The following is a 25,541-nucleotide window of genomic DNA, read 5'->3' as shown; positions in this document are numbered from 1 at the left end:
CCCAGCTAAGCTGGTTTATATGAATGATGTAAATGTAAAATTGCGAAGTGATGTTGCTTATAAAACCACCAGCAATCCAACACTGAATAAAATGAGTGGAGTTCTCATATCATTAGCAAAAACAGATGCGCTTATTAATAAACTTAATATAGATCTGTATGGCAATCAGAATGTAAACGGTGCTGATATATACATTGATGATGACTCGCAAGATACCAGCGGCATGGTAATTAATGATGCTTATATTCATGTTGCGGGTGGAGAAAAGGCAGCACTGACAGGCCTGACTGTTGGTGGAAAGGTAACCATAGGCAATTTAAAAGTCGATTCTGAAGGTGGAAAAAACACCATATTGCTTACCTCATACTATAACTCAATCTATCCCTACCGAATTTTAGGCGATGTTATTTTAGGTAGTCAGAAAGCCTACGATACGGTTAATGAAACCTTATATGCAATAGATGGTTCAGTGACGTTATCCGACAATAAGCTGGTTTCCTGGGGAAGGATATATGCGGCTGGTTCTGATAATTTGATAACGATTAACACCAGAGATAATTCTTATATCTTTGGTGACATCCAGGCAGAAGCTAATGGTCAGATCAATCTGGCGCTGAACGGTAGCAATAGTCGCTGGGACATGGTAGCGGATTCGAATCTGACCAACCTGACGTTGAAAGATTCTACACTAAACTTTTTATCCGCCGGCACGAATACTTATAAGCTGACGCGAAGCCCTTCTATCTTCAAGACTCTGACGGTAAATGGCGATTACACTGGCGACAACGGTAATATCGTGATGAACGCCCAACTGGGTGACGATACTTCTCCGACCGACCGTTTAATTATCGCGGGTAATACCACAGGCACCACCCGTGTGACGGTGGTGAACGCGGGCGGCATGGGCGAACGGACCACTGACGGCATTGAACTGATCAGTGTGGCGGGAAATTCCGACGGTGTGTTTACCCAGAACGGGCGTATCGTGGCGGGGGCATATGATTACACCCTGTCGCGTGGCGAAGGCCAGAACGAGAAAAACTGGTATCTCACCAGCGGTCTGACTCCGGAACCACAACCGCAGCCGGACCCGGTAGATCCGGTTGAGCCCATAATCCCGCGCGGCCCGGCACAGCCAGCTCCGGCCCCGCGCGAGCATGCGGTACGTCCGGAAGCGGGCCTGTACGGTATGAACCTGCAGGCGGCCAACACGATGTTCAATACCCGTCTGCATGACCGCCTTGGCGAGATTCACTATGTCGACGTGTTGACCGGCGAGAAAGCCGTCACCAGCCTGTGGCTGCGTAACGTTGGCGGCCACGCCCGTCAGCAGGACGGCAGCGGCCAACTGGGGATGCAGGCTAACCGCTACCTGATGCAGCTTGGCGGCGATATTGCGCAGTGGTCTTCCGACAACACTGACCGTTTCCACCTCGGACTGATGGCGGGCTATGCCAGCCAGAAAGCGCAGGCGGAAAACCGGCGTAACGGCAACCGCGCCGACAGCCGCATCAGCGGTTACAGCATCGGTCTGTACGGCACCTGGCTGCAGGACAACGCCACGTATGAAGGCGCGTATGTCGATTCCTGGGCGCAGTACAGCTGGTTTGACAACACCGTTTCCGGTCACGGCGTGGAAACGGAAGAGTATGACGCGAAGGGCTTTACCGCGTCGGTGGAATCCGGCTACACCTGGAAACTGCTGGATCTCAGCGAGCGTAGCGCGCTGTACATCCAGCCGAAAACGCAGGTCACCTGGATGGGGGTGAAGGCAGATGAACACCGTGAAACCAACGGTACCCGTGTAACCGGCCACGGCGACGGCAACGTGCAGACTCGCCTCGGCGTGCGTCTGTTCGGCAAGGGCCACAATAAACTGGACGACGGCAAAGATCGTACCTTCCAGCCGTTTGTGGAAGCGAACTGGATCCACAACAGCAAAGACTTCGGCACCGCGCTGAACGGTCAGAACGTGAGTCTGGACGGCACCCGCAACGTGGGCGAACTGAAGGCCGGTGTGGAAGGGCAGTTGACGAAGAGTGTCACCCTGTGGGGCAATGTCGGTCAGCAGGCTGGCGACAAGGGTTACCGCGATACCGCGGCGATGATGGGTATTAAAGCGTCGTTTTAACGGCACAGCCCGGTGGCGCTAACGCTTACCGGGCCTACAAAGCCGCAAATAGCGCGAGCCTGTAAGCCGGATAAGTTGCAACGCATCTATAAATATTTATAGACCTGCAACAACAATGCAGGATGATTCCAGAAACAACCCTTACAGCTTCTCCATACATTTGCTTAATCGTGACCGGGGTTTACCCTCCGCATTCACGGACCGACCGTCCGGCAGCCAGCGCCCGGTCTCTCTTTTAAGCTTTCCCTGTTCATAATATTATCGCAGCGCTCGAGAGCCGTCGGGATAGAGCTGTTCACTGTACTGACGCGGCCTTCAGCAGTCGTGAAGAAGCTTATCATCAGCTCAGACAGGTTGTGACGCACCGAACCGCACAGCCCGGTACCTTATCTGCTACAGCGCGCCTTCGCGTGGGGCATACGCCGCTGCCGGAACTGATGTAAACGTCCGGTGAATTCGCATTGCGCGAACATCGGTGTTATGGCAGGGAGTATTCTGTCCTCCAGCGTGCTCACCGGCAGTTGTACTCCTTCACGGGCATCTGACTTCGGCTGCGCCACATGAAGTGGTTCGAAGCTGCAAACCTGATTGTTAAGGATATGGAAGGCGCTTAGCTGCTGAAATATTCAGAGTTTGATGATGCGATCGTCAAAAACATGTCATCCAGATTCTGGGTTTAATAAGAACGGGCGCCAATGGGTTCCCGTTTTTCATGTTTCAGGCCGGTATTCAGGACACGCTTCTCACGAGGATATTCCGTTTATCCTCTTGAGACGCTTTGGTGTCGTTACGCTTTTTGTTGGGGAAAGGAGAGTAAGTTGACGATTCTCTCTGTGAGTTTTTCCTCATAGCCTTCCTGAACGGGGTGGTTGAACTTCACAAGGGGCGCTGAACTTCTGGTTTGCTCGTACGATCGCTCAAGCAAACCCGGTTCACCGCTCATGCTGGTTATTACCGTAGATAAAACGTTGATAGCAACCTTTGATGCGTGAAGATCGAGATTCATGTCATCAAGGGTTCTCTCAAGGATTTCAATGCGTTCGTTTAAGTCAGCCATTTGATCTCCTGGGTGTCGGGAATGGATTGTGTTATTGCGGATTGCCCGGCAGGCAGGTAGTTGAAAGCGGCAACCGGACCTTTCCACGCATAGCAGTCGCACGGTCAATGTCTGAATCACCATCAGTGATGAATCCTTTCCTGCCAGTAAGCCTGCCGCTTCCCTGCCAGCGTTCTTCACTTGCGCCGGGACGATGTTGCATTTTTCCGGTCAGAACTACTAAGCGTAGAACAAAATGATGACTATTTTCCCCGGAAAGCAAAAACGGGAACCGAAGGGTTCCCGTTTATCCGTTCATTGCGCTAGCCAATCGCCTCGCAAAGTCGCGTTTTCATGTCACGATAGCTCTGCGCGGCATAGCGTTCGGCCCATGTCTGATCGTCGATCTTCTCGACTTTAACCGCACAATACTTGGTTTCAGGCGTCTTTGAGATAGGGTCGAGATTATCCTGCGTCAGTTCATTACACGCGCCAATCCACCATTGATAGGTCATATACACCGCACCGTGGTTGATGCGCCCGGAGACATCTGCCCGACTGATGACTTTTCCCCGACGTGAACTGACCCACACCAGATCGCGATGGCGAATACCCGCTTTTTGCGCATCGAACGTGCTGATCTGCACATAACCGGGCTCATCGGCAAGTGCCTGCAGGGCGGCACAGTTGCCGGTCATCGAACGGCAGGAGTAGTGACCGACTTCGCGCACCGTGCAAAGAACCAGCGGATAGGCGTCGTCAGGCACTTCTGCCGGCGCGCGCCATGGGGCGGCAAACAGCTTGCCTTTACCGTCTGGTTTATCAAAGCGGCTGTTTTCATACAGATAGGGTGTGCCGGGGTGGTCGAGGTCGGGGCAAGGCCACTGGATGTGCCCCATATCGCCCATCTTTTCCCAGGTGACCCCATAGAACAGCGGGCACAGTTCACGCATTTCATCCCAGATCTGCTGATTGTTTTCATAGTGCATGGGATAGCCCATTTCACTGGCGAGCAGGCTGATGATTTCCCAATCGCGCTTCACGTCGCCAGTGGGGTCGATGGCTTTTTCAAAACGCTGGAAGCCGCGATCGGCGCAGGTGAATACGCCGCCGTGCTCACCCCAGGAGGTGGCGGGTAGAATGACGTCCGCCATCTCGGCGGTTTTGGTCATAAAGATATCCTGCACCACGACAAAATCCAGCGCCGCAAAACCGTCGCGTACCAGTCCCAGATCGGCTTCCGTTTGCAGCGGATCTTCCCCCATGATGTAGTAGGCTTTGATTTTCCCTTCCAGAGCCAGATGCGGGACTTCGGTGATACGTGTACCGACCTTGTCATCCATCCGGTTGACGTCGATCCCCCAGGCCTTCGCGAACTTCTCTCTGACCGTCGCATCGGTGACATCCTGATATCCCGGAAAGAGGTTGGGTAATACGCCCATATCGCAGGCTCCCTGGACATTGTTCTGACCACGAACCGGGCCGACGCCTACATGAGGGCGACCCAGATTACCGGTCAGCAGGGCAAGGCTCGATAATCCGCGCACCACGTCCACGGCCTGGCCGAACTGCGTCACGCCCATTCCCCACATCACGGTCGCCGAAGGGGCGGATGCAAAGGTTCGCATCGCCTGACGTACCTGTGAGGCCGGAACACCGGTCAGCTGCTCGACAGCTTCCGGGGCATAGTTCTTAACCGTCTGCCAGTAGGCATCCAGGCCTTGCGTATGCTTGCGGACGTACTCCTTGTCATAAAGCTGTTCGTCAATGAGGACATAGCCAAACGCATTCACCAGCGCCATATTGCAACCGTTGTTGAGTTGCAGATGCTGGTCAGCAATACGGGCGGTTTCTATGCGGCGAGGATCGCAGACGATAATCTTCGCGCCATTCTGCCGCGCCTTGATCACCCGACGCGCCACAATTGGGTGGGAATCAGCGCAGTTGTAGCCGAAGATCAGCAGACATTTTGAATTTTCAATGTCGCTGATGGAATTACTCATCGCGCCATTGCCCAACGTTTCCTGGAGACCCGCCACAGAGGGGCCGTGGCACACGCGGGCGCAGCAGTCCACGTTGTTAGTGTTGAGGACCGCACGCGCAAATTTCTGCATCACATAGTTGGTTTCATTGCCGGTACCGCGTGAGGAACCGGTGGTCATAATGGCGCGGGGGCCTTCGCTGTCGCGAATTTCCAGTAACCGTCGGGCGGTATAGCGGATGGCTTCATCCCAGGTCACCGGGGTTAATTTGCCGCCTTTTTCATAGCGGATCATTGGGCGGGTGAGGCGGGGAGTCAGAAGGCGGGTATCGTTAAGGAAATCCCAACCATAGTACCCTTTCAGACACAGCTGGTTCTGGTTGGTTACGCCCTCCGCCGCTTCGGCGCGGAGGATTTTGTTATTTTCAACGACAAGCTTGAGCTTGCACCCGGCCCCACAATAGGGGCAAACACTGGTGATTTTTTTCATCAATAACAGACCTGTTAAAAGCTGAAATAGCGCGAATTGTGGCGAAGCCTGAGCGCAAAGGCGGAAGCTTCGGTTGTCATCTTGACGCAGGGGATAAGCACAATACGTGCCAGAGTGGCAAAGCTAGCGCTGACGCGAAACGAGACACAAGCAGCAGGAAAAATGACACTCGATTCGACATAAATGACGAGCTGATGGCAAAAAAAAGCCCGCACAGAGGCGGGCAAGAAATACTGGAAGCAATGTGAGCAATGTCGTACTGAATACCTGAGTTATTTACTCAACTACTCAGTGATGAGAAAGATAATCTTTATCATCTAAGTTTGCAACCCCATCTTTTATGGGAGAAATCATTACGCTCAATTAAGTGATGTTCATCACAAATCTCAATTTCCTGATGATGTGCTATCCTTTTTAACGGCGAATAAACCGCTACTGTAAAATCGATAAGTGAGGAAAAAATGGGCATTATTTCATGGATTATTTTTGGTTTGATTGCAGGTATTCTGGCGAAGTGGATTATGCCTGGTAAGGATGGTGGTGGATTCTTTATGACGATCATCCTGGGGATCGTCGGTGCTGTGGTAGGGGGCTGGATCAGTACGCTGCTTGGCTTTGGGAAAGTGGACGGCTTTAATTTTGGCAGCTTCGTGGTGGCGGTTATTGGCGCGATCGTTGTACTGCTTATCTATAGAAAAATCAAAAGTTAAGCTGCAAAAATTGACTGACAAAGGCGACCTGAGGGGGGCCTTTGTCATTTTTAGCCTGGCGCTACCACCAGCCCAGTTCCGTACCCAGCACCACGACAACGGCAACAACAATCATAATCAACGTTGTTTTTTTCATAATTTACGCCCCCGGCGCGGCATAGCCACCGATAAAAAACCAGGCCAGAAAAACCACAGCCGTAATGAAAATGACGACGGGAAACAGTATGCCCAGTCTCATGCGATCACCTGTCTGAATTATGCAAAGAGGTGCAAGGATAACAGGGGTTAATGGGTGACAAAAGGAGTTTTGTCCTCGCGTTTTCGCTTATTCTACAAGCCATCCGGGCGTGACAAGTGAGCGTCCGGCAGGCTATTATTTCTCGGAATTATCTTAACCAGAGTCGCAAAAGCGCAACGAGAAAAGTATGTTCCAGCTAAAGCCGGGTTCCCTGGCGCTCATTATTGGTGCGAAAACCCAAACCGGGCGCAGCAACATAGGCAAATCGGTCGAATTATTTCATCTCTGCCAGCCAGGTGAGGTGTTTATTAACCCTGTGAATGGATTTACCACGATGCTGCCGCAAGAGACGCCGCGCGCGCTCTGGCTGGTGACGGGGAACGTGGTATCGGCAAGCGGACAGCAGGGTTTTGCCTGGGTGCGAGCGGAACACCTGATGCCGCTAATACCCGATACTCAGCCTGATTCCGCAGATACCCGCGATTCACAGCTCGCGTAGCCACTCGGCCAGCACCAGAGCGTGATTCTGCTCACGTTCTTTTGCGGCGTACAACAGGGTGAGTGTCTGCTGGCGGGCAATCTGCGCCAGCCGTTCGCCTTCCTTCTTCTGCCTGGCCAGTTCCGCGCGGTACAGCTCAGTAAAGTGATGAAAATCGAGCGTTTCTGCGTGAAAGGCTTTGCGCAGTTCTGTCGAGGGAGTGAGTTCTTTGACCCACTCATCGAGCACGAGATCCGCTTTTTTGATCCCGCGTGGCCACAGTCGGTCAACCAGAACCCGGTAACCGTCACTCTCCTCTGCCGGGTCGTAGACGCGTTTACACTGAATATTCATGCTTGTCTCTCTCCTCAATCCAGGCGCAAAACTCATCGAGCTGTTGGTCGGAAAAAACCGTTATTCCGTGCTGGCGTAGCAGCGCCGTGGCAACTCCCATGCCGGGATGACGCTGTCCGCTGAAGCTGCCGTCGTAGATAAACTGACTGCCGCAGGTTGGGCTGCCGTCGGTGAGTAGTGCTACGTCACAACCGGTCTCCAGCGCAGTGCGAAGGGCCAGCCAGGCGGCAAGCTGATAGTGCCCGGTGACATCTTGACCGCTTTTTTCCACAATGGACGCACGTCCTTGCATGACATCGTTGCCATTAGCCTGGACAATTTCTGCCGGTGGGCGCGGTGTTGGCAATCCCGCAGCCAGTTCAGGACAGTGGACAACCAGACGCTGTTCTGCCTGTAGGTGAGCTAACGTCACCGCGAGCTGCGCTTTCTCACTCCCGTTATAACGCACCTTCAGCCCCATCAGGCAAGCGCTCACTAAAACCTTATTTTTCATCGCATTTGCCGTCGCCACGCAAAAAATCGTTCCCGATCACTATATCACTTCGCACGCGTTCATCCCTAAATTAAGGGATTGTGATGGCAGTAAAAGATCGGTAGGCTGAGGTTCCTTATGTTGTCCCCAATTGTTCTGACGTAAGGAATTCTCCATGGAAATATCCCCTGTAAAAGATACGCTGCGGATTGCGCTGGTGGGTGATTATAACGCTGGCATCACGGCGCATCAGGCGATTCCTCTGGCCATCGACGACGCCGCTGCGGTTCTGGAACTGGTGGCGGATTACGACTGGCTTTCCAGCACCGAAATCACCAGTACAGAAGATCTGGTTGGCTATGACGCCATCTGGGTGGTGCCTGGCAGTCCATACAAAAATACCGAAGGTGCGCTGATTGCCATTCGTTATGCCCGCGAAAACAGCATTCCCTTCCTGGGAACCTGCGGCGGTTTTCAACATGCGATTCTGGAATATGCCCGTAATGTGCTGGGCTGGACGGATGCCGCCCATGCGGAAACGGATACCACAGGCCGGATGGTCATTGCGCCGCTTACCTGTTCGCTGGTGGAAAAAACCGATGATATTGAACTGCGCCCCAACACGCTGATCGCTAAAGCCTATGGTCTGCCGGTGATTTCGGAAGGTTACCACTGCAACTATGGCATTGCTGAGGCGTTTGCAACTGAACTGGAAAGTGGCGATCTGCGGGTGACCGGCTGGGATGAAAACGGGGATATTCGTGCGGTCGAGTTGCTCACTCATCCTTTTTTTGTGGCGACGCTCTTTCAGCATGAACGCGGCGCGCTGGCAGGGAAACCGGTTCCTCTGGTGCAGTCGATGCTGCGCGCTGCCCGAGGCTAATGAGCAGGGCAGACTCAGCGTCTGCCCTGAGTTCATCAGGCGGTAATCTCTTTCTGACGCCCGGCATAGAGGCCGAATATCGCCATCACGATCGCCAGGGCAGCAACAGCCAGCAGCGGGGTTTGCCAGTCTCCCTGGGCGTCATGGATCCTGCCCATCAACGGTGGCCCGCAAGCGGCTAACAGATAGCCGACGGATTGCGCCATGCCGGAAAGCGCCGCGGCCTGATGAGCCGAGCTGGCGCGCAGGCCGATGAAGGTCAGCCCCAGAATCATCGTGGCGCCGGAGCCGAAACCAAACAGCATTGTCCACAGCACCGCCTGTTCCGGCATAAACCAGAAGCCGGCGGCACCGGCAGCGCACATCAACGATACCAGTGCGGCGATACTGCGCTGATCGTGAAAGCGGTGCAGCACCAACGGGATAAGCAAGCCGGGAGCGGCGGTCGCCAGTTGCAACAGACCGTGCAGCGAACCAGCCTGCGCTTCGCTGTAGCCGTGGCTGATTAATATCGCCGGTAGCCAGCCGATAATCACGTAATAGATAAGTGAGTTAATCCCCAGAAACAGCGTCACCTGCCAGGCCAGCGGTGAACGCCAGATGCCGCGCGCGTGCAGGGTGCGTGAAGTCGTGAGGTTCGTGTGGGTAGTACTGCGCCACTGCGGCAGCCACACCAGCAACGCCAGCAGAGGGAACACCATCAACATCAGCAGCGCACCGTGCCAGCCAAACCCGCTCAGCGCCAGAGGAACCACCAGCGCGGAGCCCAGCGCGGCGGCCGCGCCCATCGTCAGGGAATAGGCACCGGTCAGTCTGGCGACATGTTGTGAAAAATCGCGCTTGATAAGCCCCGGCAGCAATACGTTACCGAGGGCGATACCACATCCGATGATGGCGGTACCGAGAAACAGTAATGAGACGCAGGGCAGTGAACGCACGGTAATACCGGCGCAAATCAGCAGCATCGCGGCACAAAGGCTGCGCTCCATGCCAATACGTCGGGCGATGCCCGCCGCAAGCGGTGAAATCAGCGCAAATGCGAGCAGCGGCAGGGTTGTTAACAAGCCGGTCTGAGCGGTCGTAAGACCATAGTCGGTGCGGATGGCATCCAGTAGCGGTGCAACACCGGTAAACGTCACGCGCAGCGTGGTGGCAATCATCAGGATACCCGCAATCAGCAGGGCACCGCGGTTGCCGCGTGGTGAAGAAGACGTCATTGTTATCTCATGTCAACAGGTGAGGCCGTACCTTACCGCGTTTATCTGTGTTGTGAATCAAGCTAAAATGACAGTTTATCGCTAAATTCGGACAAAATAATGTACAGCCTGCACCTCGACGGATATGAACCTGATCTGCACCATGACGCCGCCGTGGCGTTTCGTATTCGCGCTCGCGCAGATGAGCTGTTCAGCGCACAGCATCAGCATCGTAAAGGGCAACTGATCATGGCGCTGCATGGAGCGATTACCTGTGACGTTGAGCGCGCGATGTGGATGGTGCCGCCGCAGTACGCGGTCTGGATCCCCGGCGGCGTTCCTCATAGTAACCACGTAACGGCAGGCGCGGAGCTCTGCTTTCTCTTTATCGAACCGGATGCAGTCACTCTGCCGGGACGTTGCTGTACGTTAAAAATTTCTGCACTTTGCCGGGAGCTGATCCTCTCTCTGGCAGCGCGTAGTGACGCTCAGCGGGCAGAGCCGCAGACCCAGCGGCTGATACAGGTGTTATTCGATGAACTCCCGCAGCAGTCGCAGGATCAGATGCAACTGCCGGTTTCTGCGCATCCGAAAATTCGCAGGATGGTTGACACGATGGCGCGCGAACCTGCGCAATGGCAAACGCTGGGGCAGTGGGCCAGCGTATTTGCAATGAGCGAACGCAATCTTGCCCGACTGGTCGTTAAGGAGACGGGACTGAGCTTTCGCCGTTGGCGGCATCAGCTCCAGCTTATTCTGGCTTTACAGGCTCTGGTCGGCGGACTCAATGTCCAGCAAGTGGCGCAACTGTTGGGGTATGACTCGACCACAGCGTTTATCACCATGTTCAAAAAAGGCCTGGGACAGACGCCAGGCCGTTATCTGGCGGGGTTGACTACTGCCTTCCCACAATAAGCGAGACGAGGCCCGCGGCAATAAGCGGCCCGACAGGTACTCCACGAAACAGGGCCACGCCAAGTACAGTGCCGACAAGCAACCCTGCGACCAGCTGTGGCTGACTGCCCATCAGCGTCACGCCGCGACCGCCGAGCCATGAGACCACCACGCCAACCACAATCGCCACCAGTGATTTCCAGTTAAGGAAAGAGTGGATCAAGGTGGAAGGGGGCAGCGTCCCGCTGGCGATGGGCGCCATCACGCCAATCGTCAGGATGATAATCCCGATGGTCAGCCCCTGTTTTTCAATCCAGGGGAAAAAGGTATTGAGAGGGGTAACGCGGACAATGATCAACACCAGAATTGAAACGGCGACAGTGGTGTTGTGGCTGACAAAGCCCAAAGCTGCCAGTCCAAGCAGGATCAGCAGAGTGACATCAAACATCGTGATTTCCTTGCCAAAAAAGTTAAGCCTGCTTACTTTACGCCCAAACGCAAAGGTGAACAGACTTTTTTCAACGCCGCCGCGATTTCAGGCAAATGCATGATGACGAAAAAACAGCGCATGCCGGTCTCACTGTCATCAAATTGCCATTATCGCGGGCTATCAATAACAGGTGAGCCGTTATCCCTATGACGAGGTGCTGCCATGTACGATCAAATGTTCGTTGAAACGCTGATCATTACCTCATCGTTCTTTGCCATTGCCGCGGTGATTGTGATTTCTGTTCTGATTCTCGAACGCGGTAGCTAACGCTTACGAGGTGCGACGAAATACCCGCTGCTCAGGCTGGGCAATACGCAGGTAATCGTCAGTGTTAAGAATGATCGATTTCGTAAGCACACCGGCGTTAAAGGCGATTTCGTTATAGCGCTCGAACAACAGCGGATCGGCGATCAGCTTGAGCGCTGGATGAAAACTGAAAGGCGGGATCGCGCCAAATACGCAACCGGTGAGTGCGTCCACTTCTGCCGGGCTGGCGAGGGATGCCCGCAGGCCGCCAAGGTGCGCCGCCAGTTGACTGAGATCGGCCTGTTGATCGGCTGGCAAAATTGCCAGTACATGCTGATTCATGCCATTCCCTTTGACCTTGCAGACCAGCGCTTTTGCTCCCTGACCCAGTGCAGTGCCCCGAATTTCAGACACAGCCTCGCATTTCCCTACGGCCTCATGGCTGACTACACGAAAGCGTGCACCCTCCAGAGACAGCAAATCGAGTAAACGCTGGTGGGTCTCGCTGCCTTTCTCCATTTCGCTCATTTATCACTCCTGTTTGCGCGAAAAAACACGCTAAAGAGTATCATGACCGCTGGCGGTTTTGGTGTTTGTTGAGGTAAAGCTGTTCGTCAGACGCAGTGTAGGCATTATGCAGCGTATCGTTCGGTTTCATGCTGTAACTTCCTGATGAAAAACGAATATCCTTTTCCGGTGCAACGGTACGCAGATGGCTGGCAATCCGTTCCGGCAGGCGTGTGTCCATGTCAGGTTCGGCATCAACAAGAATGACGCAAAACTCATCGCCGCCCAGGCGGATGGCGTAATCGCTTTTACGTATCGACGCCTCAATCGCATTTGCCAGCAGGGTGATCGCGATATCGCCCTCATGATGTCCCAGCGTATCGTTAATCATCTTCAGTTTGTCGAGATCGATGGCGATAAAGGTCACCGGCGTTCCGGTGCTCACAAGACGTTGCAATCGCTGTTCAAGCGTCGGGGTTAAGATTTTACGGTTATACAGGCCTGTCATCGCATCGCTGATATTTTCGCGAGTCACATTATGATAAAGGCGGAAATGCAGACGGACCATATTGAGGAGCAGAGCGGTCGCCAGCAGATAAAACAGAAAGAGTTTCCAGGAGGTGACAATAAAATACAAAATATCCAGCGACAGTTCGACGTGCAAACCGCCAGGAAGATCGCTGATGTAATTGACGTACGGGAAAAGATTATTCTCGCTTTGATGAATAATAATCGTCTTATTCGAGTCGGTATCCGTGACGCTGGCATCGAGATAACGCCAGACCCGCGGGCGGTCATGAGTAAAAACAATATTCTGCAAATTGTGCTTATTAATATCCACCATAACGATGCCTTTTAACTTCCCGTCCAGATAGACTGGCGTTAAAAAACTCATCACGTTAAGTTCAGTGCGATCATCCTGATAGATACTTGAAAGAACCGTGCGACCGGTAAACACATTATCAATATCGGCCTGATGAAGCCCCAGCGAGCCTTTTTGTAAAAAGGTCCAGTGATGCATGGCAAACTGGTGGGTATTAATCAACGAGAAAAAGTAAATATAATGATTCTGCAAATCCACATAATAACGAAATTTATCCTCTGAGGTGGCAAGCCCTTTACCGTAATCAGCCTGTTCGCGGTTAATGATGACGGCCTGATCGAAAGCAGGCAGCAGCAGGGCGTCACGGGCAATACTGTCGCAATCTGGCAGGGAGGTTTGCAGCGTGCCGTGGAGGGCGGGATAATTATGCGCGACCAGGTTGAGCCCATAAACGCCATCGACACTGTCGAATGCCTGACATACCGCCTTACGTTTTTCTTCAGGAAGGGGATTAGCCGCCGTGGGGAATGTGCGCATCAGGTGAGTGGCAATACTCTGATTCTGATATTTATCATACAAAAAAGAGGAGTCTGCTTTTTCGATGATATAACGCATATAGGCATTCATTGCCTTATGGCTGGCAATCAGTTCATAAATTAAAAAGGATGAAGTCAAAACAACAACCGTCGCGGAAATAAAGAGCCTTAGCGCTTTATGAGGCAATTTCATGATTTACGGCAACCCTCCAGGTCAGATAATGAATGTTATCACATGGCGCAGGGGCAACCTAATGGCCCGGAGGTAGCGGGTTACAAAAAGCATCCTGTGAACCAGCCAGGCTCTGCTGCTACCTGACTGGTCATCATTTAATTGGCGCTGGTGGCACCTTGTTTATGAAAAAGCTCGCGGAACACCGGATAAATATCATCCTGATCGCGAATATGTTGCATCGCAAAATTATCAAAAGTGGCTTGCAGATGCTCATATTCGCGCCATAAGGTCTGATGCGCGCGGCGGGTAATTTCGATGTAACTGTAATAGCGAACCATCGGTAGCAGTTTTTTCGCCAGAATCTCATGGCACAACGGGGAGTCATCCGCCCAGTTATCCCCATCCGACGCCTGCGCCGCGTAAATGTTCCACTGTGCAGGATCGTAGCGCGCTTTCACCACCTCATCCATTAGCTTCAGGGCGCTGGAAACAATCGTGCCCCCGGTTTCCTGAGAGTAGAAGAACTCATGCTCATCGACCTCTTTCGCCTGGGTGTGGTGACGGATGTAGACGACTTCCACGTTCTTATAGGTTCGGCTTAAGAACAGATAGAGCAGAATATAAAAGCGCTTGGCCATGTCTTTTGTCGACTGATCCATGGAGCCGGAGACGTCCATCAGGCAGAACATGACCGCCTGGCTGGAAGGGTCCGGGCGTTTCTCGTAATTTTTGTAACGTAAATCAAAAGTGTCGATAAACGGTACGCGTTCGATTTTGGCCCGCAGTTCGGCAATTTCTTTGCGTAGCCGCTCTTCTTCCAGCAGTTGCGCCGGTTCGCTCTTACTGATGATTTCGAGGTTGTCTTCAAGCGCGTGCAGTTCGCGTCGTTTGCCCGCCGTCATCGCGGTGCGTCGCGCCAGCGAATTTTGCAGCGAGCGCACCACGCTGATATTGGCCGGCACGCCATTCGAGGTGTATCCCGCACGGTGCGTTTTATACTCCGTCAACTGGCGTTGCTGATTTTGCTTCAGGTTAGGCAACGCTAAATCTTCGAAAAGCAGATCCAGGTATTCATCTTTGGAGATCTGAAAGACGAATTCGTCCTGACCTTCACCGTCCTGGCTGGCCTGGCCCTGTCCGCTTCCTGAGCCGCCACCCTGGCCCTGTGGGCGTTCAATACGGTCATTCTGCACGAAATGATCGTTTCCCGGGTGTACGCGATGGCGCAGGCCGCCGCGTCCCTGATGAAACATCGGTTCGCTGATATCTTCCGTCGGAATGGAGACAGATTCACCGCTGTCTACATCGGTCACCGAACGCTTGTTAATGGCCTCGGAGATCGACTGTTTAATTTGTGCTTTATAACGGCGCAAAAAGCGCTGGCGGTTAACCGTGCTTTTATTTTTGCCGTTAAGTCGTCGGTCAATGAACCAGGTCATATGCCCCCCGTACTGCATTTGCCAACTTTACGCTTCATCCTTCAAGTTATCCCGGCGTTGGCTGCATTCGCTCACCCCAGTCACGTACTTATGTACGCTCCTGGGGATTCACTCATTTGCCGCCTTGATACGCCTTGAATGATTTCGCGTACAAACGAATTATTGGCCCGGTAAACGGATAAAATCTTCCGGGTCATTTATGTTGCTAAGACGATTTACGTACGCGCAGATACCATTCGCACAGTAAACGCACCTGTTTACGGGTATAGCCTTTCTCCATCATTCGATCGACAAAGTCGTCGTGTTTCTTCTGCTCGTCGGTTGAGGTTTTGGCATTGAACGAAATCACTGGCAGCAGCTCTTCGGTATTGGAGAACATTTTCTTCTCAATGACCGTACGCAGTTTCTCATAGCTGGTCCAGTTCGGATTGCGGCCGCTGTTGTTCGCTCTTGCACGCAGCACAAAGTTGACGATTTCATTACGGAAATCTTTCGGATTGCTGATCCCCGCCGGTTTCTCAATCTTCTCCAGCTCGGCGTTCAGTGATTCACGATCGAACAACTGGCCGGTATCCGGGTCACGATACTCCTGATCCTGAATCCAGAAGTCAGCATACGTGACATAACGGTCGAAAATGTTTTGTCCGTATTCTGAGTAAGATTCGAGATAAGCCGTCTGGATCTCTTTACCAATAAACTCGGCGTATTTCGGGATCAGATAGCCCTTCAGGAACTCGAGATAGCGTTCAGCCTGCTCTTGCGGGAACTGTTCGCGCTCGATCTGCTGTTCCAGCACATAGAACAGATGAACCGGGTTAGCGGCGACCTCAACATGGTCAAAGTTAAAGACGCGTGAGAGGATCTTAAACGCGAAACGGGTCGACAGACCGTTCATGCCTTCATCGACGCCGGAGTAGTCGCGATACTCCTGGTACGACTTCGCTTTCGGATCGGTATCTTTCAGGCTTTCACCATCATAAACGCGCATTTTGGAGTAAATGCTCGAGTTTTCAGGATCTTTGAGGCGAGAAAGAATCGAGAAGCGCGCCAGCGTTTCCAGCGTCCCCGGCGCGCATGGCGCATGGGTCAGTTCGCTGTGATTCAGCAATTTCTCGTAGATTTTAATCTCTTCGGAAATGCGCAAGCAGTACGGCACCTTCACGATGTACACACGGTCGAGGAAGGCTTCGTTGTTCTTGTTGTTGCGAAACGTCACCCATTCCGATTCGTTCGAGTGGGCGAGGATAATACCGTTAAACGGCAGGGCAGAGATCCCCTCGGTGCCGTTATAGTTACCTTCCTGTGTGGCGGTCAACAGCGGATGCAGGACTTTAATCGGGGCTTTGAACATCTCCACGAACTCCATGATCCCCTGGTTAGCCCGGCACAGGGCGCCGGAATAACCATACGCATCCGGATCGTTCTGCGCGTGATGTTCGAGCTTACGAATATCCACTTTCCCGACCAGCGCGGAGATATCCTGGTTGTTCTCATCACCTGGTTCTGTTTTAGCAATCGCTATCTGTTCCAGGATCGACGGCCAGACTTTGACCACGCGGAATTTGGTGATATCGCCGCCGAATTCATGCAGGCGCTTGGCGGCCCACGGCGACATAATCGTGCCGAGATAGCGGCGCGGGATACCATACTCTTTTTCCAGAATCTGAGCGTCTTCCTGCGGATTGAACAGACATAACGGGTGGTCATTCACCGGGCTGCGTTCCCCGTTGGCGCTCAGTACGTAAATCGGGACGCGCTGCATCAGCGCTTTCAGCCGCTCGGCAAGCGACGATTTCCCGCCCCCAACAGGCCCCAACAGATACAGAATCTGTTTCTTCTCCTCCAGCCCCTGAGCCGCGTGTTTCAGATAAGAGACAATCTGTTCGATCGCGTCTTCCATGCCGTAAAACTCTTCAAACGCCGGATAACGTGCGATGACCCGGTTTGAGAAGAGTCGAGAAAGTCGGGGTTCCTGGGCAGTATCGACCATGACGGGGTCACCAATAGCCATCAATAGCCGTTCTGCCGCATTGGCATAAGCACTGCGATCTTGCCGACAAGTGGTAAGAAACTCCTGCAGTGTGAACTCTTCGTCCTTGGCAGCTTCATAACGCTGGCGATAGTGATCGAATATATTCATGATATGCCGTCCTTTCGTTTTTTAGCACAGGATAAGAGCCGTTCATATGAATAGTAGAGGCTCCCGGAAGAGGTAGACTGAACGACGTCATTGACTGTCTCGTATCAAAAAAACAGCAACTCTCATGCCAGCTTTCACAGCGTGAGACCAACGTGCCCGGCGATACAACTTCTAAAGTAAAGCGTAGATGGCATTTGCAAAACTTGCATGCACTGGCAAATGATTTTCAATGGCATATCAATAACTCATCCGCAAAAAGTGCATAGGTAATGTAAAGAATGCCGCCGGAGATCACACCATTTTCATCCCGCTGTAAGGCGAATGTCATCTCAGCCTGCAAAATTAGACGGTTACATTCTTTTATTAATTTGTAAAATGGTTGGGCTATAACCTATTGGCGGTTACACTTTTGCCGCTGAACATTTGAATAAGGAAAGATGGATTGTGACCAAACTCAAACTTCTGGCACTTGGCGTGCTTATCGCATCGTCTGCTACCGTGGCGCACGCTGAAAGCAACCTGACGCTTGGCGCTGGCGTGGGTGTGGTTGAACACCCTTATAAAGATTACGACGCGGATGTTTACCCGGTTCCGGTGATCAACTACGAAGGCGACAACTTCTGGTTCCGCGGTCTGGGCGGTGGGTACTACCTGTGGAATGATACAGCGGATAAGCTGTCGATCACCGCCTACTGGTCCCCGATGTATTTCAAGCCGGGCGACAGCGACGATCGCCAGATGCGTCGTCTTGATAAGCGTAAGAGCACCATGATGGCGGGCTTGTCTTACTCTCACCATACCGAATATGGTTTCCTGCGCACCACGCTGGCGGGCGATACGCTGGACAACAGTAACGGTATCGTCTGGGATCTGGCCTGGTTGTATCGCTATACCAACGGCGGCCTGACGTTGACGCCGGGTATCGGTGTTGAATGGAACAGTGAAAACCAGAACGACTACTACTACGGCGTGTCGCGTAAAGAGTCTTCCCGTAGCGGTATGCGCGGCTATAACCCGGACGACAGCTGGAATCCGTACCTGGAGCTGAGCGCGAACTATAACTTCCTCGGTGACTGGAGCGTTTACGGTACTGCCCGTTACACCCGTCTGTCCGACGAAATTACCGACAGCCCGATGGTCGACAAATCCTGGACTGGCCTGATTTCAACCGGGATCACCTATAAGTTCTGATTCTGCATTCTCGCATTGCAATCGATAAAAGCCCGCAGCGCGGGCTTTTTTGTCACAGGCTCATTCGTCCTCTTTGGCATGTTGCTTTGCTTTTTCAATGGACTGCCTGTCAAATATAAAGTGCTCATAGCCATCGGTGATGTTTTTGACTCTATAGATTTTCCATCTCCGATCTTCTTTCTTCAGGTAGACGCCTATTTGATAGGTTTGGTCGTTTTCGCATCCAAGCCAAACATTAACGTATTTACCACCGTCAACGTCTTGTGCTTTGCCCACCTTCAATAAAGGGATCCAGTCGACTGAATAGTCCTGCGCGTACGTATAATAGTCAGTATCGATGATTTCTTGCTCATAAATATGTGAAATAACATCAAGTTGAGTTAACGTTTCGCGGGAGACGTAATCATGCATTTTCTCAGGATCTGGCTTTATTTTGCCGGGGCTATTGGCAAAAACAGGTAAATAGTAGTGATAAAAATCAGCTACGCGTTTTTCGGCATCATCGCTTCCTGAAACGCAGGATATGAGTAAATACACCATGAATACGACATAAAAGAGACGCATCAATTTTTCCTGTACATTTGATAAGGCGGTTTAGATGAGCGATAGCCTGGGCCTCCCCCAAATCCTTTTGCCTGAAGCGAAAGCGTGCGGGATTAAACACTAAACCTCATCGCTAACGAGCACCGTTAATCATTTTGTGCCGGATGGTATTATGGGGGATGATCGTGATAAAAATTGCCAACATAAATAGAGCTCCCCTGGAAGTGTGAATATGCCTAAGTTTTAACCGAGCCCTGGGAGTGCAATCTATGCATCAAAACAGGGCGCTTGCGCCCTGTTTTGCATTACGGTGGTGCACAACACAGGAGGATGTGATGACAGATAAACAGATTATCTTTACCAAAGAGGTGACGCTGCCCGCTATTGGGCAGGGAACGTGGTATATGGGTGAAAATGCCAGCTATCGACGAGCGGAAGTTTCCGCGCTCAGAGCCGGCGTGGAGCACGGGCTGACGCTCATCGACACCGCCGAAATGTATGCCGATGGCGGTGCGGAAGAGGTAGTTGGCGAAGCGCTGAACGGCATTCGCGACCGCGTTTTTCTGGTATCGAAGGTTTATCCGTGGAATGCGGGTGGGCGAAAAGCAATTGCCGCCTGCGAGGGCAGCCTGCGACGTCTGCGCACCGACTGTCTGGATCTCTATCTTTTGCACTGGTCGGGCAGTTTTTCCTTTGAAGAGACGGTCGAGGCAATGGAAACGCTGATTGCGCAGGGGAAAATTCGCCGTTGGGGCGTCTCTAATCTCGACGTCGATGAGATGCAGGCGTTGTGGCAGGTGGCCGGAGGCAATCAGTGCGCGACAAACCAGGTGCTGTATCATCTGGCATCACGCGGCATTGAATACGATTTGCTGCCGTGGTGCCAGCAACATCAACTGCCGGTCATGGCCTACAGTCCACTGGCACAGGCCGGGCGACTTCGTAGCGGATTACTGAACCATCCTGTTGTGAATGATATTGCCCGATTGCACAGTGCGACGGCGGCACAAATCCTGCTGGCGTGGGTCATCAGCCATCAGGGCGTAATGGCGATCCCTAAAGCGGCGAGTGTGGAGCATGTGCAGCAAAATGCGGCAGCGCTGAGCATTACGCTCTCTGCGCAAGAACTTGCCGCACTGGATAAGGCGTATCCTGCGCCGAAAGGAAAAACGGCGCTGGATATGGTGTGATGAAATCCGGTTTTGACTCGTAGGCCGGATAAGATGCGCAAGCATCGCCATCCGGCAAACAAGGCCTGATAAGGCTAGCGGCTTATCAGGCCTGTGACGTCTTAAAAAGCATTCTTAACGCTTCGTGACGCGAATCGTCTGCGCCAGGCGAGAAGGCTTCTCTTCGGTGGTTTTCTGCGATGCGGTAGCGCAGGCTGTTTCCACACACACAAAGGTTTTGTAGCCATCATCCGGCATATCACCCATGCTGACAGACAGCGCCGGGCCTGGGTTCCAGCCAACAACGTTCAGGTGGTGATGGTGCACCACGTCGATGTTGCGATTGAGTGCGGCATCATGGATCACGCTGCAGGCTTCCGGGTTCAGATAGACACGGTCAGTGCGATCCGGGAACGTCTGTATGCCATCGGTCAGGACGTCTTCTTTCGCATCATTCACTTTATCGATGAATCGATCGCCCAGTCCGCTGACTTTTACCGCCGCGATATCGCCAACGTTAAAATAGGTGTGCAGCGCTGAGGTGGTTTCAAACTCACCGTGCGCCTCCAGTTCGATCTCGCAGGTTTTGCCCACTTTAAAGCGTGCCAGCAGAGTGAAATCATGCGGCCAGTACTGGCGAGTCGCATCACTGCTTTGCAGCTCAAACGTCAGCACGGCGCCATTGTCGTCTTCATTATGCGCTTTCAGCGTCCACGGCAGGTTACGGGCAAAACCATGAGACGGCAGACCCTGCTGTGCCGCTGGGCCAAACCACGGCCAACAGATTGGCACGCCGCCGCGCAGCGCGACGCCATTTTTAAAGGGAGTGTTGTCGCTTAACCAGAGAACTTCTTCTTCTCCCGCGGGTTTCCAGGAAAGCAGGTGCGCACCCTGCAAAGCGAAAGAGGCTTTGACCTGCGGATGGTCGACGACAATCACCTCAAGCTCGTCAAGCTGGCGGCGGGAGAGGACAGGGGTAATGTGTTCAATTACCGGAAGTGCAAAAATTTTAGTAATCATGATGCAATCCTTGTTTCAACCGTAGCGAAAACCATAAAAAAAGGCGACCGAAGTCGCCTTTTTGGATCAGTGTCTCATCTCAACTTATTTGGAGATGTGAGCGATCAGGTCCAGAACTTTGTTGGAATAACCGGTTTCGTTGTCATACCAGGAAACCAGTTTCACGAAGTTGTCGTTCAGTGCGATACCCGCTTTAGCATCGAATACGGAAGTGCACACTTCGCCGTTGAAATCGGTAGAAACAACGTCGTCTTCGGTGTAGCCCAGAACGCCTTTCATTGCGCCTTCGGAAGCAGCTTTGATTGCTTTCTTAATTTCTTCATAAGAAGCAGCTTTTTCCAGACGAACAGTCAGGTCAACAACGGATACGTTCGGAGTCGGAACGCGGAACGCCATACCGGTCAGTTTGCCATTCAGTTCTGGCAGTACTTTACCTACAGCTTTAGCTGCGCCGGTAGAGGACGGGATGATGTTCTGAGCCGCGCCACGGCCGCCGCGCCAGTCTTTGTGAGACGGGCCATCAACGGTTTTCTGCGTAGCGGTGGTTGCGTGAACAGTGGTCATCAGACCTTCGATGATGCCGAAGTTGTCGTTGATAACTTTAGCCAGCGGAGCCAGGCAGTTGGTGGTGCAGGATGCGTTGGAAACGATGTCCTGGCCAGCATATTTGTCAAAGTTAGCGCCTTTAACAAACATCGGGGTGTCATCTTTGGACGGGCCAGTCAGTACGACTTTTTTCGCACCAGCGGTGATGTGTTTACGTGCTGTTTCGTCGGTCAGGAAGATACCGGTCGCTTCAGCCACTACGTCAACACCCACTTCGTCCCATTTCAGGTTAGCCGGATCACGTTCAGCGGTAACACGGATTTTTTTACCGTTAACGATCAGATGACCGTCTTTCACTTCAACGGTACCGTCGAAACGGCCGTGAGTGGAGTCATATTTCAGCATGTAAGCCATGTATTCAGCGTCTAACAGGTCGTTGATTGCAACGATCTCGATGTCAGAACGTTTCTGAGCAGCACGGAAAACAATGCGACCGATACGGCCAAAACCGTTGATACCTACTTTGATAGTCATATATTCCACCAGCTATTTGTTAGTGAATAAAAGGTTGCCTGTAAAATTACAAAAACCTTACGCAGCGTCAAGCGGAATCGTGTCAATCATTGCGACAAATCAATCCTCTGTACAAGCTTTGCACGGCTGACTCGCCTCACTCTTCCATTGGGCTTGAAACCACATGGGGGCGGCGCCCCGAATTTTAAAGGGCAACTGAGATAAAAATGTGATTTTTGTCACGATTCGCAAGCTGCCATTTCGCAAGGATCAAGTTTAGAACAAAAGTCTGCACTGAGGTGTTAATGTTTTGTTAGAATCTGTCGTGCAATGTCAGCGTCATGAAAAGTGAGATGTGAGCAAATGGCGAACAAACCTTCCGCAGAAGATCTGAAAAAAAACCTGTCTGAAATGCAGTTCTACGTAACGCAGAATCACGGCACAGAACCGCCATTTACCGGGCAGTTGCTGCATAATAAGCGTGACGGCGTCTATCACTGTTTGATCTGCGACGCGCCGCTGTTTACCTCCGGAGCCAAATACGATTCAGGCTGCGGCTGGCCCAGCTTTTACGAGCCGGTAAGTGAAGAGTCGATCCGTTACATCAAAGATTTTTCACACGGTATGCAACGTATTGAAATTCGCTGTGGAAACTGTGATGCGCATCTGGGGCACGTCTTCCCCGATGGTCCACAGCCCACCGGCGAACGTTACTGTGTCAATTCAGCTTCTCTGAGTTTTACCGACGATGAAAACGGCGACCAGATTAAGGGTTGAAAAAACGATTCAGCAAATTATTCCACAGGAGCGGACTTATCGTGAATCTTGATGAGATAGTTAACAGCATGACGTCGGAAGTGTATCAGCGTTTATCCACCGCCGTTGAGCTGGGAAAATGGCCGGATGGCGTCGCGCTGACCCCGGAGCAAAAAGAGAACAGCCTGCAACTGGTGATGCTCTGGCAGGCGCGCCACAATACTGACGCTCAGCATATGACGATCGATACCAACGGTCAGATGGTAATGAAGAGTAAACAGCAGCTGAAGGTGGATTTTGGCATTACGCCAGCACCGATTGCGACGTTTAAATCCTGATAGCGCACTGAGGCCCGGCATTCTGTCGCTCTGCCGGGCTAACGCGGCAGATTACTTTTTATTCAACATGGCTTTCAGATCGGCAAAAGGGTTGTACGTGGCTTCGCCGACGCTTTTTTGCGCATCCTCACCCGCTACCACCGTAGAACCATATTGATCGGCTTCCGTGTATTTGGAATGCTCATGATCGTGGCAGTACAGGCACAGCATCTCCCAGTTACTGCCGTCTTCCGGGTTGTTGGAATGATCGTGATCGATATGATGTACCGTCAGTTCGCGAAGATTGGAATAGACAAACTCGCGGGAGCAGCGACCGCAGACCCACGGGAAGAGCTTAAGCGCTTTTTCCCGGTAGCCAACTTCCAGACGGGCGTAATTTTTAGGGATAAAAGCCATACAATCCCATGCCTCCAGTTGAAAATGAAACGATGCGTCAAACGCTGACGCAACGGGTTAGCGCTATCATAACCGATCCTGCACTGTAAATGCCCTGCAAAAAGCGCAGGCCCTCATCTCGCGAGAGGTTAACTCTGAGTTTCTTCCCAGTCAGCGAGGGTATAGAGCGTGGCGCCTGTGGCGGCCATCTCCATGAAGGCACGAGCACTGTCCTGTGGCTGAATGTTCACGCCACGGCAGCCATCGGTAATCACGTTCACCTTGTAGCCCAGTTGCAGTGCATCCATGACGGTAAACCTGACGCAATAGTCGGTCGCCAGCCCCATGACGATCAGTTCATTCACGTCATGCTGGCGAAGCCATGCGTCGAGACCGGTTTTCTGTCGGCGTCCGTTGTCAAAAAAAGCACTGTAGCTGTCGACTAACGGGTTTTCCCCTTTGTGGAAGACCGCCGCAATGGCTTTATGATTCAGCAGCGGATGAAACGCCGCGCCCTCGGTTTCTTGCACGCAGTGATCGGGCCAGAAGGTTTGCGGCAGGCCGTCGAGTTGCCCCTGGCTGTAAGGTTCTGCCTGATGCTGACTGGCGAAGCTCCCGTGGTTTGCCGGGTGCCAGTCCTGACTTGCGATCACCGAAATACTGCGCGACTGACACCAGTCAATCAGGCGATTAGCGATATCAACCGTACTGTCGCCCTCCGGGACCGCCAGCGCGCCGCCGGCGCAGAAATCGTTTTGTAAATCGACCAGTAACAATGCACGATGAGTCATCGGTTCCTCCTTAGTCATCCGGCGTGAGTTCGCCACGGAGATTTTGCGTCATTGCCTTGCGAATCGCATCCGTATCCAGCCCTTTGCTGAGCAGGTAATGCAGTTTGGTCAGGGTCGCTTCAACGGTCATATCCGCGCCGCCAATCACGCCCGCATGCGCCAGCGCGTTGCCAGTGGCATAGCCGCCCATGTTCACTTTTCCCGACATGCACTGCGTAAGATTAACCACCACGATACCGCGCTCGCTGGCCTCACGCAGTTCCTGCAAAAACTCTTTATTCTGTGGGGCATTCCCGACGCCGTAAGAGCGCAGGATCAGCGCTTTTACTGGCTGGCGCAGGAAATTGCGCACCACATCGGCGGAGATCCCAGGATAAATGGTAACGACGCCAATCGGCTGGGGCGTGATAGGGTGAACAGTCAATTCACCTTCACCACGAGGAGCCGATGGCGTACCCAGACGGCGGATATGAATACCCGCTTCCAGCAGCGGCGGCAGGTTAGGGGAGGCGAAAGCGTTAAAACCGTCGGCGTGCGCTTTTGTTGTGCGGTTGCCGCGAAACAGGCGGTTGTTGAAAAAGAGGGTGACTTCGCTAATCGGATAATTTGCCGCCACGTACAGCGCATTGAGCAGGTTTATTTGACCATCAGAACGCAGCTCTGCAAGCGGGATTTGTGACCCTGTCACAATGACCGGTTTACCCAGATTCTCCAGCATAAACGAGAGTGCAGAGGCTGTGAACGCCATCGTGTCGGTGCCATGTAGGATCACAAAACCATCGTACTCATCGTAATGGGTTTTTATGTCATCGGCGATATGCTGCCAGTCTTCCGGCGTCATGTCCGATGAATCCATCAGCGGAGCATATTCATGAATGGTGAAGTCGGGCATTTCAGGGCGGTGGAATTCGGGCATCAGCGCTAACTGGCGCTGAAGATGCCCGGAGACCGGAATATAACCCTGTTCGGAGCGCTGCATACCTATGGTCCCGCCGGTATAGGCAACGTAAATCGATTTTTTCTGCATGGCTGTAATCTTGTCGCTCAGAGAAAAATCCCTCTTCGCCGGAAGAGGGATTG

The 25,541-nt window shown here is 52.7% G+C and carries 27 protein-coding genes and 1 pseudogene; 11 read left to right on the top strand and 17 right to left on the bottom strand.

Translation table 11 applies throughout. The annotated features are described in order from the left end of the window. The first annotated feature begins 532 nt into the window (after positions 1-532). Entirely contained in the window at positions 533-2,131 is a 1,599-nt protein-coding gene (locus QNN88_RS07055; protein WP_414239576.1) for an autotransporter outer membrane beta-barrel domain-containing protein, read from the top strand. Between the two features lie 545 nt (positions 2,132-2,676). Further along, a pseudogene (locus tag QNN88_RS07050) lies at positions 2,677-2,745 on the top strand (hypothetical protein); the annotation flags it as partial. A 173-nt stretch (positions 2,746-2,918) separates the two neighbouring features. Here the strand turns inward: QNN88_RS07050 and QNN88_RS07045 are convergent. Together QNN88_RS07045 and fdhF are read right to left on the bottom strand one after the other, a co-directional pair. Beyond that, positions 2,919-3,188 carry a hypothetical protein gene (locus tag QNN88_RS07045; RefSeq protein ID WP_414239575.1) on the bottom strand — a complete coding sequence of 90 codons (270 nt, stop codon included), beginning with the start codon at positions 3,186-3,188 and terminating at the stop codon, positions 2,919-2,921. A gap of 302 nt (positions 3,189-3,490) precedes the next feature. Beyond that, positions 3,491-5,638, bottom strand: coding sequence for a formate dehydrogenase subunit alpha (gene fdhF / locus QNN88_RS07040; protein WP_414239574.1), 2,148 nt, complete (start codon positions 5,636-5,638; stop codon positions 3,491-3,493). 461 nt (positions 5,639-6,099) lie between these two features. On the opposite strand from fdhF, the gene QNN88_RS07035 reads away from it, so the two are divergent. After that, positions 6,100-6,348: a GlsB/YeaQ/YmgE family stress response membrane protein gene (locus tag QNN88_RS07035; protein ID WP_043000937.1), complete on the top strand. Its 249-nt coding sequence runs from the start codon at positions 6,100-6,102 to the stop codon at positions 6,346-6,348. A 139-nt stretch (positions 6,349-6,487) separates the two neighbouring features. Here QNN88_RS07035 and QNN88_RS07030 read toward each other — a convergent pair whose 3' ends face one another. Continuing rightward, on the bottom strand, positions 6,488-6,586 hold the full coding sequence (locus tag QNN88_RS07030) for a YoaK family small membrane protein (protein ID WP_042287604.1): 99 nt from the start codon (positions 6,584-6,586) through the stop codon (positions 6,488-6,490). 187 nt (positions 6,587-6,773) lie between these two features. Between QNN88_RS07030 and QNN88_RS07025 the strand changes: the two genes are divergently transcribed. Further along, positions 6,774-7,085: a hypothetical protein gene (locus tag QNN88_RS07025; RefSeq protein ID WP_414239573.1), complete on the top strand. Its 312-nt coding sequence runs from the start codon at positions 6,774-6,776 to the stop codon at positions 7,083-7,085. Here QNN88_RS07025 and QNN88_RS07020 read toward each other — a convergent pair. Beyond that, the gene (locus tag QNN88_RS07020; protein WP_414239572.1) at positions 7,071-7,418 is read right to left on the bottom strand and encodes a DUF488 domain-containing protein; all 348 of its coding nucleotides are present in this window, start codon (positions 7,416-7,418) and stop codon (positions 7,071-7,073) included. The genes QNN88_RS07025 and QNN88_RS07020 overlap by 15 nt on opposite strands. Then, positions 7,402-7,911, bottom strand: coding sequence for a DUF523 domain-containing protein (locus QNN88_RS07015; RefSeq protein ID WP_414239571.1), 510 nt, complete (start codon positions 7,909-7,911; stop codon positions 7,402-7,404). The genes QNN88_RS07020 and QNN88_RS07015 overlap by 17 nt, the downstream gene beginning before the upstream one ends. Before the next feature lie 154 nt (positions 7,912-8,065). Here QNN88_RS07015 and QNN88_RS07010 point away from each other — a divergent pair, with 154 nt between their 5' ends. Next, complete coding sequence (locus tag QNN88_RS07010) at positions 8,066-8,773, top strand: CTP synthase (RefSeq protein ID WP_414239570.1); 708 nt, start codon at positions 8,066-8,068, stop codon at positions 8,771-8,773. A 35-nt stretch (positions 8,774-8,808) separates the two neighbouring features. On the opposite strand, the gene QNN88_RS07005 is transcribed toward QNN88_RS07010, so the two are convergent. Next, positions 8,809-9,990 carry a CynX/NimT family MFS transporter gene (locus QNN88_RS07005; protein WP_414239569.1) on the bottom strand — a complete coding sequence of 394 codons (1,182 nt, stop codon included), beginning with the start codon at positions 9,988-9,990 and terminating at the stop codon, positions 8,809-8,811. A 99-nt stretch (positions 9,991-10,089) separates the two neighbouring features. Here QNN88_RS07005 and QNN88_RS07000 point away from each other — a divergent pair, with 99 nt between their 5' ends. After that, positions 10,090-10,884, top strand: coding sequence for an AraC family transcriptional regulator (locus QNN88_RS07000; protein ID WP_414239568.1), 795 nt, complete (start codon positions 10,090-10,092; stop codon positions 10,882-10,884). On the opposite strand, the gene QNN88_RS06995 is transcribed toward QNN88_RS07000, so the two are convergent. Continuing rightward, complete coding sequence (locus tag QNN88_RS06995; protein WP_043000929.1) at positions 10,865-11,311, bottom strand: DUF441 domain-containing protein; 447 nt, start codon at positions 11,309-11,311, stop codon at positions 10,865-10,867. The genes QNN88_RS07000 and QNN88_RS06995 overlap by 20 nt on opposite strands. Before the next feature lie 204 nt (positions 11,312-11,515). Between QNN88_RS06995 and yoaI the strand changes: the two genes are divergently transcribed. Continuing rightward, on the top strand, positions 11,516-11,620 hold the full coding sequence (yoaI, locus tag QNN88_RS06990; protein ID WP_414239567.1) for a small membrane protein YoaI: 105 nt from the start codon (positions 11,516-11,518) through the stop codon (positions 11,618-11,620). A 3-nt stretch (positions 11,621-11,623) separates the two neighbouring features. On the opposite strand, the gene QNN88_RS06985 is transcribed toward yoaI, so the two are convergent. From QNN88_RS06985 to yeaG, 4 genes are all read right to left on the bottom strand, one after another. Beyond that, complete coding sequence (locus QNN88_RS06985) at positions 11,624-12,127, bottom strand: YbaK/prolyl-tRNA synthetase associated domain-containing protein (RefSeq protein ID WP_414239566.1); 504 nt, start codon at positions 12,125-12,127, stop codon at positions 11,624-11,626. A gap of 40 nt (positions 12,128-12,167) precedes the next feature. Next, entirely contained in the window at positions 12,168-13,658 is a 1,491-nt protein-coding gene (dgcJ, locus tag QNN88_RS06980; RefSeq protein ID WP_414239565.1) for a diguanylate cyclase DgcJ, read from the bottom strand. Positions 13,659-13,795: 137 nt separating this feature from the next. Next, a complete protein-coding gene (locus QNN88_RS06975; protein WP_414239564.1) occupies positions 13,796-15,079 on the bottom strand; it encodes a YeaH/YhbH family protein in 1,284 nt (427 codons plus the stop codon). A gap of 205 nt (positions 15,080-15,284) precedes the next feature. Then, the gene (gene yeaG / locus QNN88_RS06970) at positions 15,285-17,219 is read right to left on the bottom strand and encodes a protein kinase YeaG (protein ID WP_200050628.1); all 1,935 of its coding nucleotides are present in this window, start codon (positions 17,217-17,219) and stop codon (positions 15,285-15,287) included. Between the two features lie 444 nt (positions 17,220-17,663). Here yeaG and QNN88_RS06965 point away from each other — a divergent pair, with 444 nt between their 5' ends. Then, positions 17,664-18,410: a MipA/OmpV family protein gene (locus tag QNN88_RS06965; RefSeq protein ID WP_414239563.1), complete on the top strand. Its 747-nt coding sequence runs from the start codon at positions 17,664-17,666 to the stop codon at positions 18,408-18,410. A 60-nt stretch (positions 18,411-18,470) separates the two neighbouring features. Here the strand turns inward: QNN88_RS06965 and QNN88_RS06960 are convergent, their stop codons facing one another. Beyond that, complete coding sequence (locus QNN88_RS06960) at positions 18,471-18,974, bottom strand: YbjP/YqhG family protein (RefSeq protein WP_414239562.1); 504 nt, start codon at positions 18,972-18,974, stop codon at positions 18,471-18,473. Between the two features lie 314 nt (positions 18,975-19,288). Between QNN88_RS06960 and QNN88_RS06955 the strand changes: the two genes are divergently transcribed. Further along, positions 19,289-20,143, top strand: coding sequence for an aldo/keto reductase (locus QNN88_RS06955; protein ID WP_414239561.1), 855 nt, complete (start codon positions 19,289-19,291; stop codon positions 20,141-20,143). A gap of 114 nt (positions 20,144-20,257) precedes the next feature. Here QNN88_RS06955 and QNN88_RS06950 read toward each other — a convergent pair whose 3' ends face one another. Both QNN88_RS06950 and gapA read right to left on the bottom strand, forming a co-directional pair. Continuing rightward, a complete protein-coding gene (locus QNN88_RS06950) occupies positions 20,258-21,142 on the bottom strand; it encodes a D-hexose-6-phosphate mutarotase (protein ID WP_414239560.1) in 885 nt (294 codons plus the stop codon). A gap of 84 nt (positions 21,143-21,226) precedes the next feature. Continuing rightward, positions 21,227-22,222 carry a glyceraldehyde-3-phosphate dehydrogenase gene (gapA, locus tag QNN88_RS06945; protein WP_414239559.1) on the bottom strand — a complete coding sequence of 332 codons (996 nt, stop codon included), beginning with the start codon at positions 22,220-22,222 and terminating at the stop codon, positions 21,227-21,229. A 342-nt stretch (positions 22,223-22,564) separates the two neighbouring features. On the opposite strand from gapA, the gene msrB reads away from it, so the two are divergent. Together msrB and QNN88_RS06935 are read left to right on the top strand one after the other, a co-directional pair. After that, a complete protein-coding gene (gene msrB / locus QNN88_RS06940; protein ID WP_414239558.1) occupies positions 22,565-22,978 on the top strand; it encodes a peptide-methionine (R)-S-oxide reductase MsrB in 414 nt (137 codons plus the stop codon). Between the two features lie 41 nt (positions 22,979-23,019). Beyond that, complete coding sequence (locus QNN88_RS06935) at positions 23,020-23,295, top strand: YeaC family protein (RefSeq protein ID WP_414239557.1); 276 nt, start codon at positions 23,020-23,022, stop codon at positions 23,293-23,295. A 51-nt stretch (positions 23,296-23,346) separates the two neighbouring features. Here QNN88_RS06935 and yajD read toward each other — a convergent pair whose 3' ends face one another. From yajD to ansA, 3 genes are all read right to left on the bottom strand, one after another. Beyond that, positions 23,347-23,691 carry an HNH nuclease YajD gene (gene yajD, locus QNN88_RS06930; RefSeq protein ID WP_042319478.1) on the bottom strand — a complete coding sequence of 115 codons (345 nt, stop codon included), beginning with the start codon at positions 23,689-23,691 and terminating at the stop codon, positions 23,347-23,349. A gap of 128 nt (positions 23,692-23,819) precedes the next feature. Next, a complete protein-coding gene (pncA, locus tag QNN88_RS06925; protein ID WP_414239556.1) occupies positions 23,820-24,461 on the bottom strand; it encodes a bifunctional nicotinamidase/pyrazinamidase in 642 nt (213 codons plus the stop codon). Between the two features lie 10 nt (positions 24,462-24,471). Beyond that, complete coding sequence (gene ansA, locus QNN88_RS06920) at positions 24,472-25,488, bottom strand: asparaginase (protein ID WP_414239555.1); 1,017 nt, start codon at positions 25,486-25,488, stop codon at positions 24,472-24,474. Positions 25,489-25,541: the final 53 nt, after the last annotated feature.

Source organism: Citrobacter sp. ANG330 (assembly GCF_047467925.1).
Classification (GTDB): Bacteria; Pseudomonadota; Gammaproteobacteria; order Enterobacterales; family Enterobacteriaceae; genus Citrobacter_A; species Citrobacter_A amalonaticus_G.
This window is presented reverse-complemented; position numbering and strand designations above follow the sequence as displayed.

What these genes read in the sequence shown, in the direction of transcription:
- QNN88_RS06975 (WP_414239564.1), bottom strand. Translation starts at nt 15,079, where the DNA reads ATGACCTGGTTCATTGACCGACGACTTAACGGCAAAAATAAAAGCACG.
- dgcJ (WP_414239565.1), bottom strand. Translation starts at nt 13,658, where the DNA reads ATGAAATTGCCTCATAAAGCGCTAAGGCTCTTTATTTCCGCGACGGTT.
- gapA (WP_414239559.1), bottom strand. Translation starts at nt 22,222, where the DNA reads ATGACTATCAAAGTAGGTATCAACGGTTTTGGCCGTATCGGTCGCATT.
- yajD (WP_042319478.1), bottom strand. Translation starts at nt 23,691, where the DNA reads ATGGCTTTTATCCCTAAAAATTACGCCCGTCTGGAAGTTGGCTACCGG.
- QNN88_RS07035 (WP_043000937.1), top strand. Translation starts at nt 6,100, where the DNA reads ATGGGCATTATTTCATGGATTATTTTTGGTTTGATTGCAGGTATTCTG.
- QNN88_RS06950 (WP_414239560.1), bottom strand. Translation starts at nt 21,142, where the DNA reads ATGATTACTAAAATTTTTGCACTTCCGGTAATTGAACACATTACCCCT.
- QNN88_RS07015 (WP_414239571.1), bottom strand. Translation starts at nt 7,911, where the DNA reads ATGAAAAATAAGGTTTTAGTGAGCGCTTGCCTGATGGGGCTGAAGGTG.
- QNN88_RS06960 (WP_414239562.1), bottom strand. Translation starts at nt 18,974, where the DNA reads ATGCGTCTCTTTTATGTCGTATTCATGGTGTATTTACTCATATCCTGC.
- pncA (WP_414239556.1), bottom strand. Translation starts at nt 24,461, where the DNA reads ATGACTCATCGTGCATTGTTACTGGTCGATTTACAAAACGATTTCTGC.
- QNN88_RS07005 (WP_414239569.1), bottom strand. Translation starts at nt 9,990, where the DNA reads ATGACGTCTTCTTCACCACGCGGCAACCGCGGTGCCCTGCTGATTGCG.
- QNN88_RS07020 (WP_414239572.1), bottom strand. Translation starts at nt 7,418, where the DNA reads ATGAATATTCAGTGTAAACGCGTCTACGACCCGGCAGAGGAGAGTGAC.
- QNN88_RS06995 (WP_043000929.1), bottom strand. Translation starts at nt 11,311, where the DNA reads ATGTTTGATGTCACTCTGCTGATCCTGCTTGGACTGGCAGCTTTGGGC.
- yeaG (WP_200050628.1), bottom strand. Translation starts at nt 17,219, where the DNA reads ATGAATATATTCGATCACTATCGCCAGCGTTATGAAGCTGCCAAGGAC.
- fdhF (WP_414239574.1), bottom strand. Translation starts at nt 5,638, where the DNA reads ATGAAAAAAATCACCAGTGTTTGCCCCTATTGTGGGGCCGGGTGCAAG.
- QNN88_RS07025 (WP_414239573.1), top strand. Translation starts at nt 6,774, where the DNA reads ATGTTCCAGCTAAAGCCGGGTTCCCTGGCGCTCATTATTGGTGCGAAA.
- msrB (WP_414239558.1), top strand. Translation starts at nt 22,565, where the DNA reads ATGGCGAACAAACCTTCCGCAGAAGATCTGAAAAAAAACCTGTCTGAA.
- QNN88_RS06955 (WP_414239561.1), top strand. Translation starts at nt 19,289, where the DNA reads ATGACAGATAAACAGATTATCTTTACCAAAGAGGTGACGCTGCCCGCT.
- QNN88_RS06985 (WP_414239566.1), bottom strand. Translation starts at nt 12,127, where the DNA reads ATGAGCGAAATGGAGAAAGGCAGCGAGACCCACCAGCGTTTACTCGAT.
- QNN88_RS07010 (WP_414239570.1), top strand. Translation starts at nt 8,066, where the DNA reads ATGGAAATATCCCCTGTAAAAGATACGCTGCGGATTGCGCTGGTGGGT.
- QNN88_RS07000 (WP_414239568.1), top strand. Translation starts at nt 10,090, where the DNA reads ATGTACAGCCTGCACCTCGACGGATATGAACCTGATCTGCACCATGAC.
- ansA (WP_414239555.1), bottom strand. Translation starts at nt 25,488, where the DNA reads ATGCAGAAAAAATCGATTTACGTTGCCTATACCGGCGGGACCATAGGT.
- QNN88_RS07030 (WP_042287604.1), bottom strand. Translation starts at nt 6,586, where the DNA reads ATGAGACTGGGCATACTGTTTCCCGTCGTCATTTTCATTACGGCTGTG.
- yoaI (WP_414239567.1), top strand. Translation starts at nt 11,516, where the DNA reads ATGTACGATCAAATGTTCGTTGAAACGCTGATCATTACCTCATCGTTC.
- QNN88_RS07045 (WP_414239575.1), bottom strand. Translation starts at nt 3,188, where the DNA reads ATGGCTGACTTAAACGAACGCATTGAAATCCTTGAGAGAACCCTTGAT.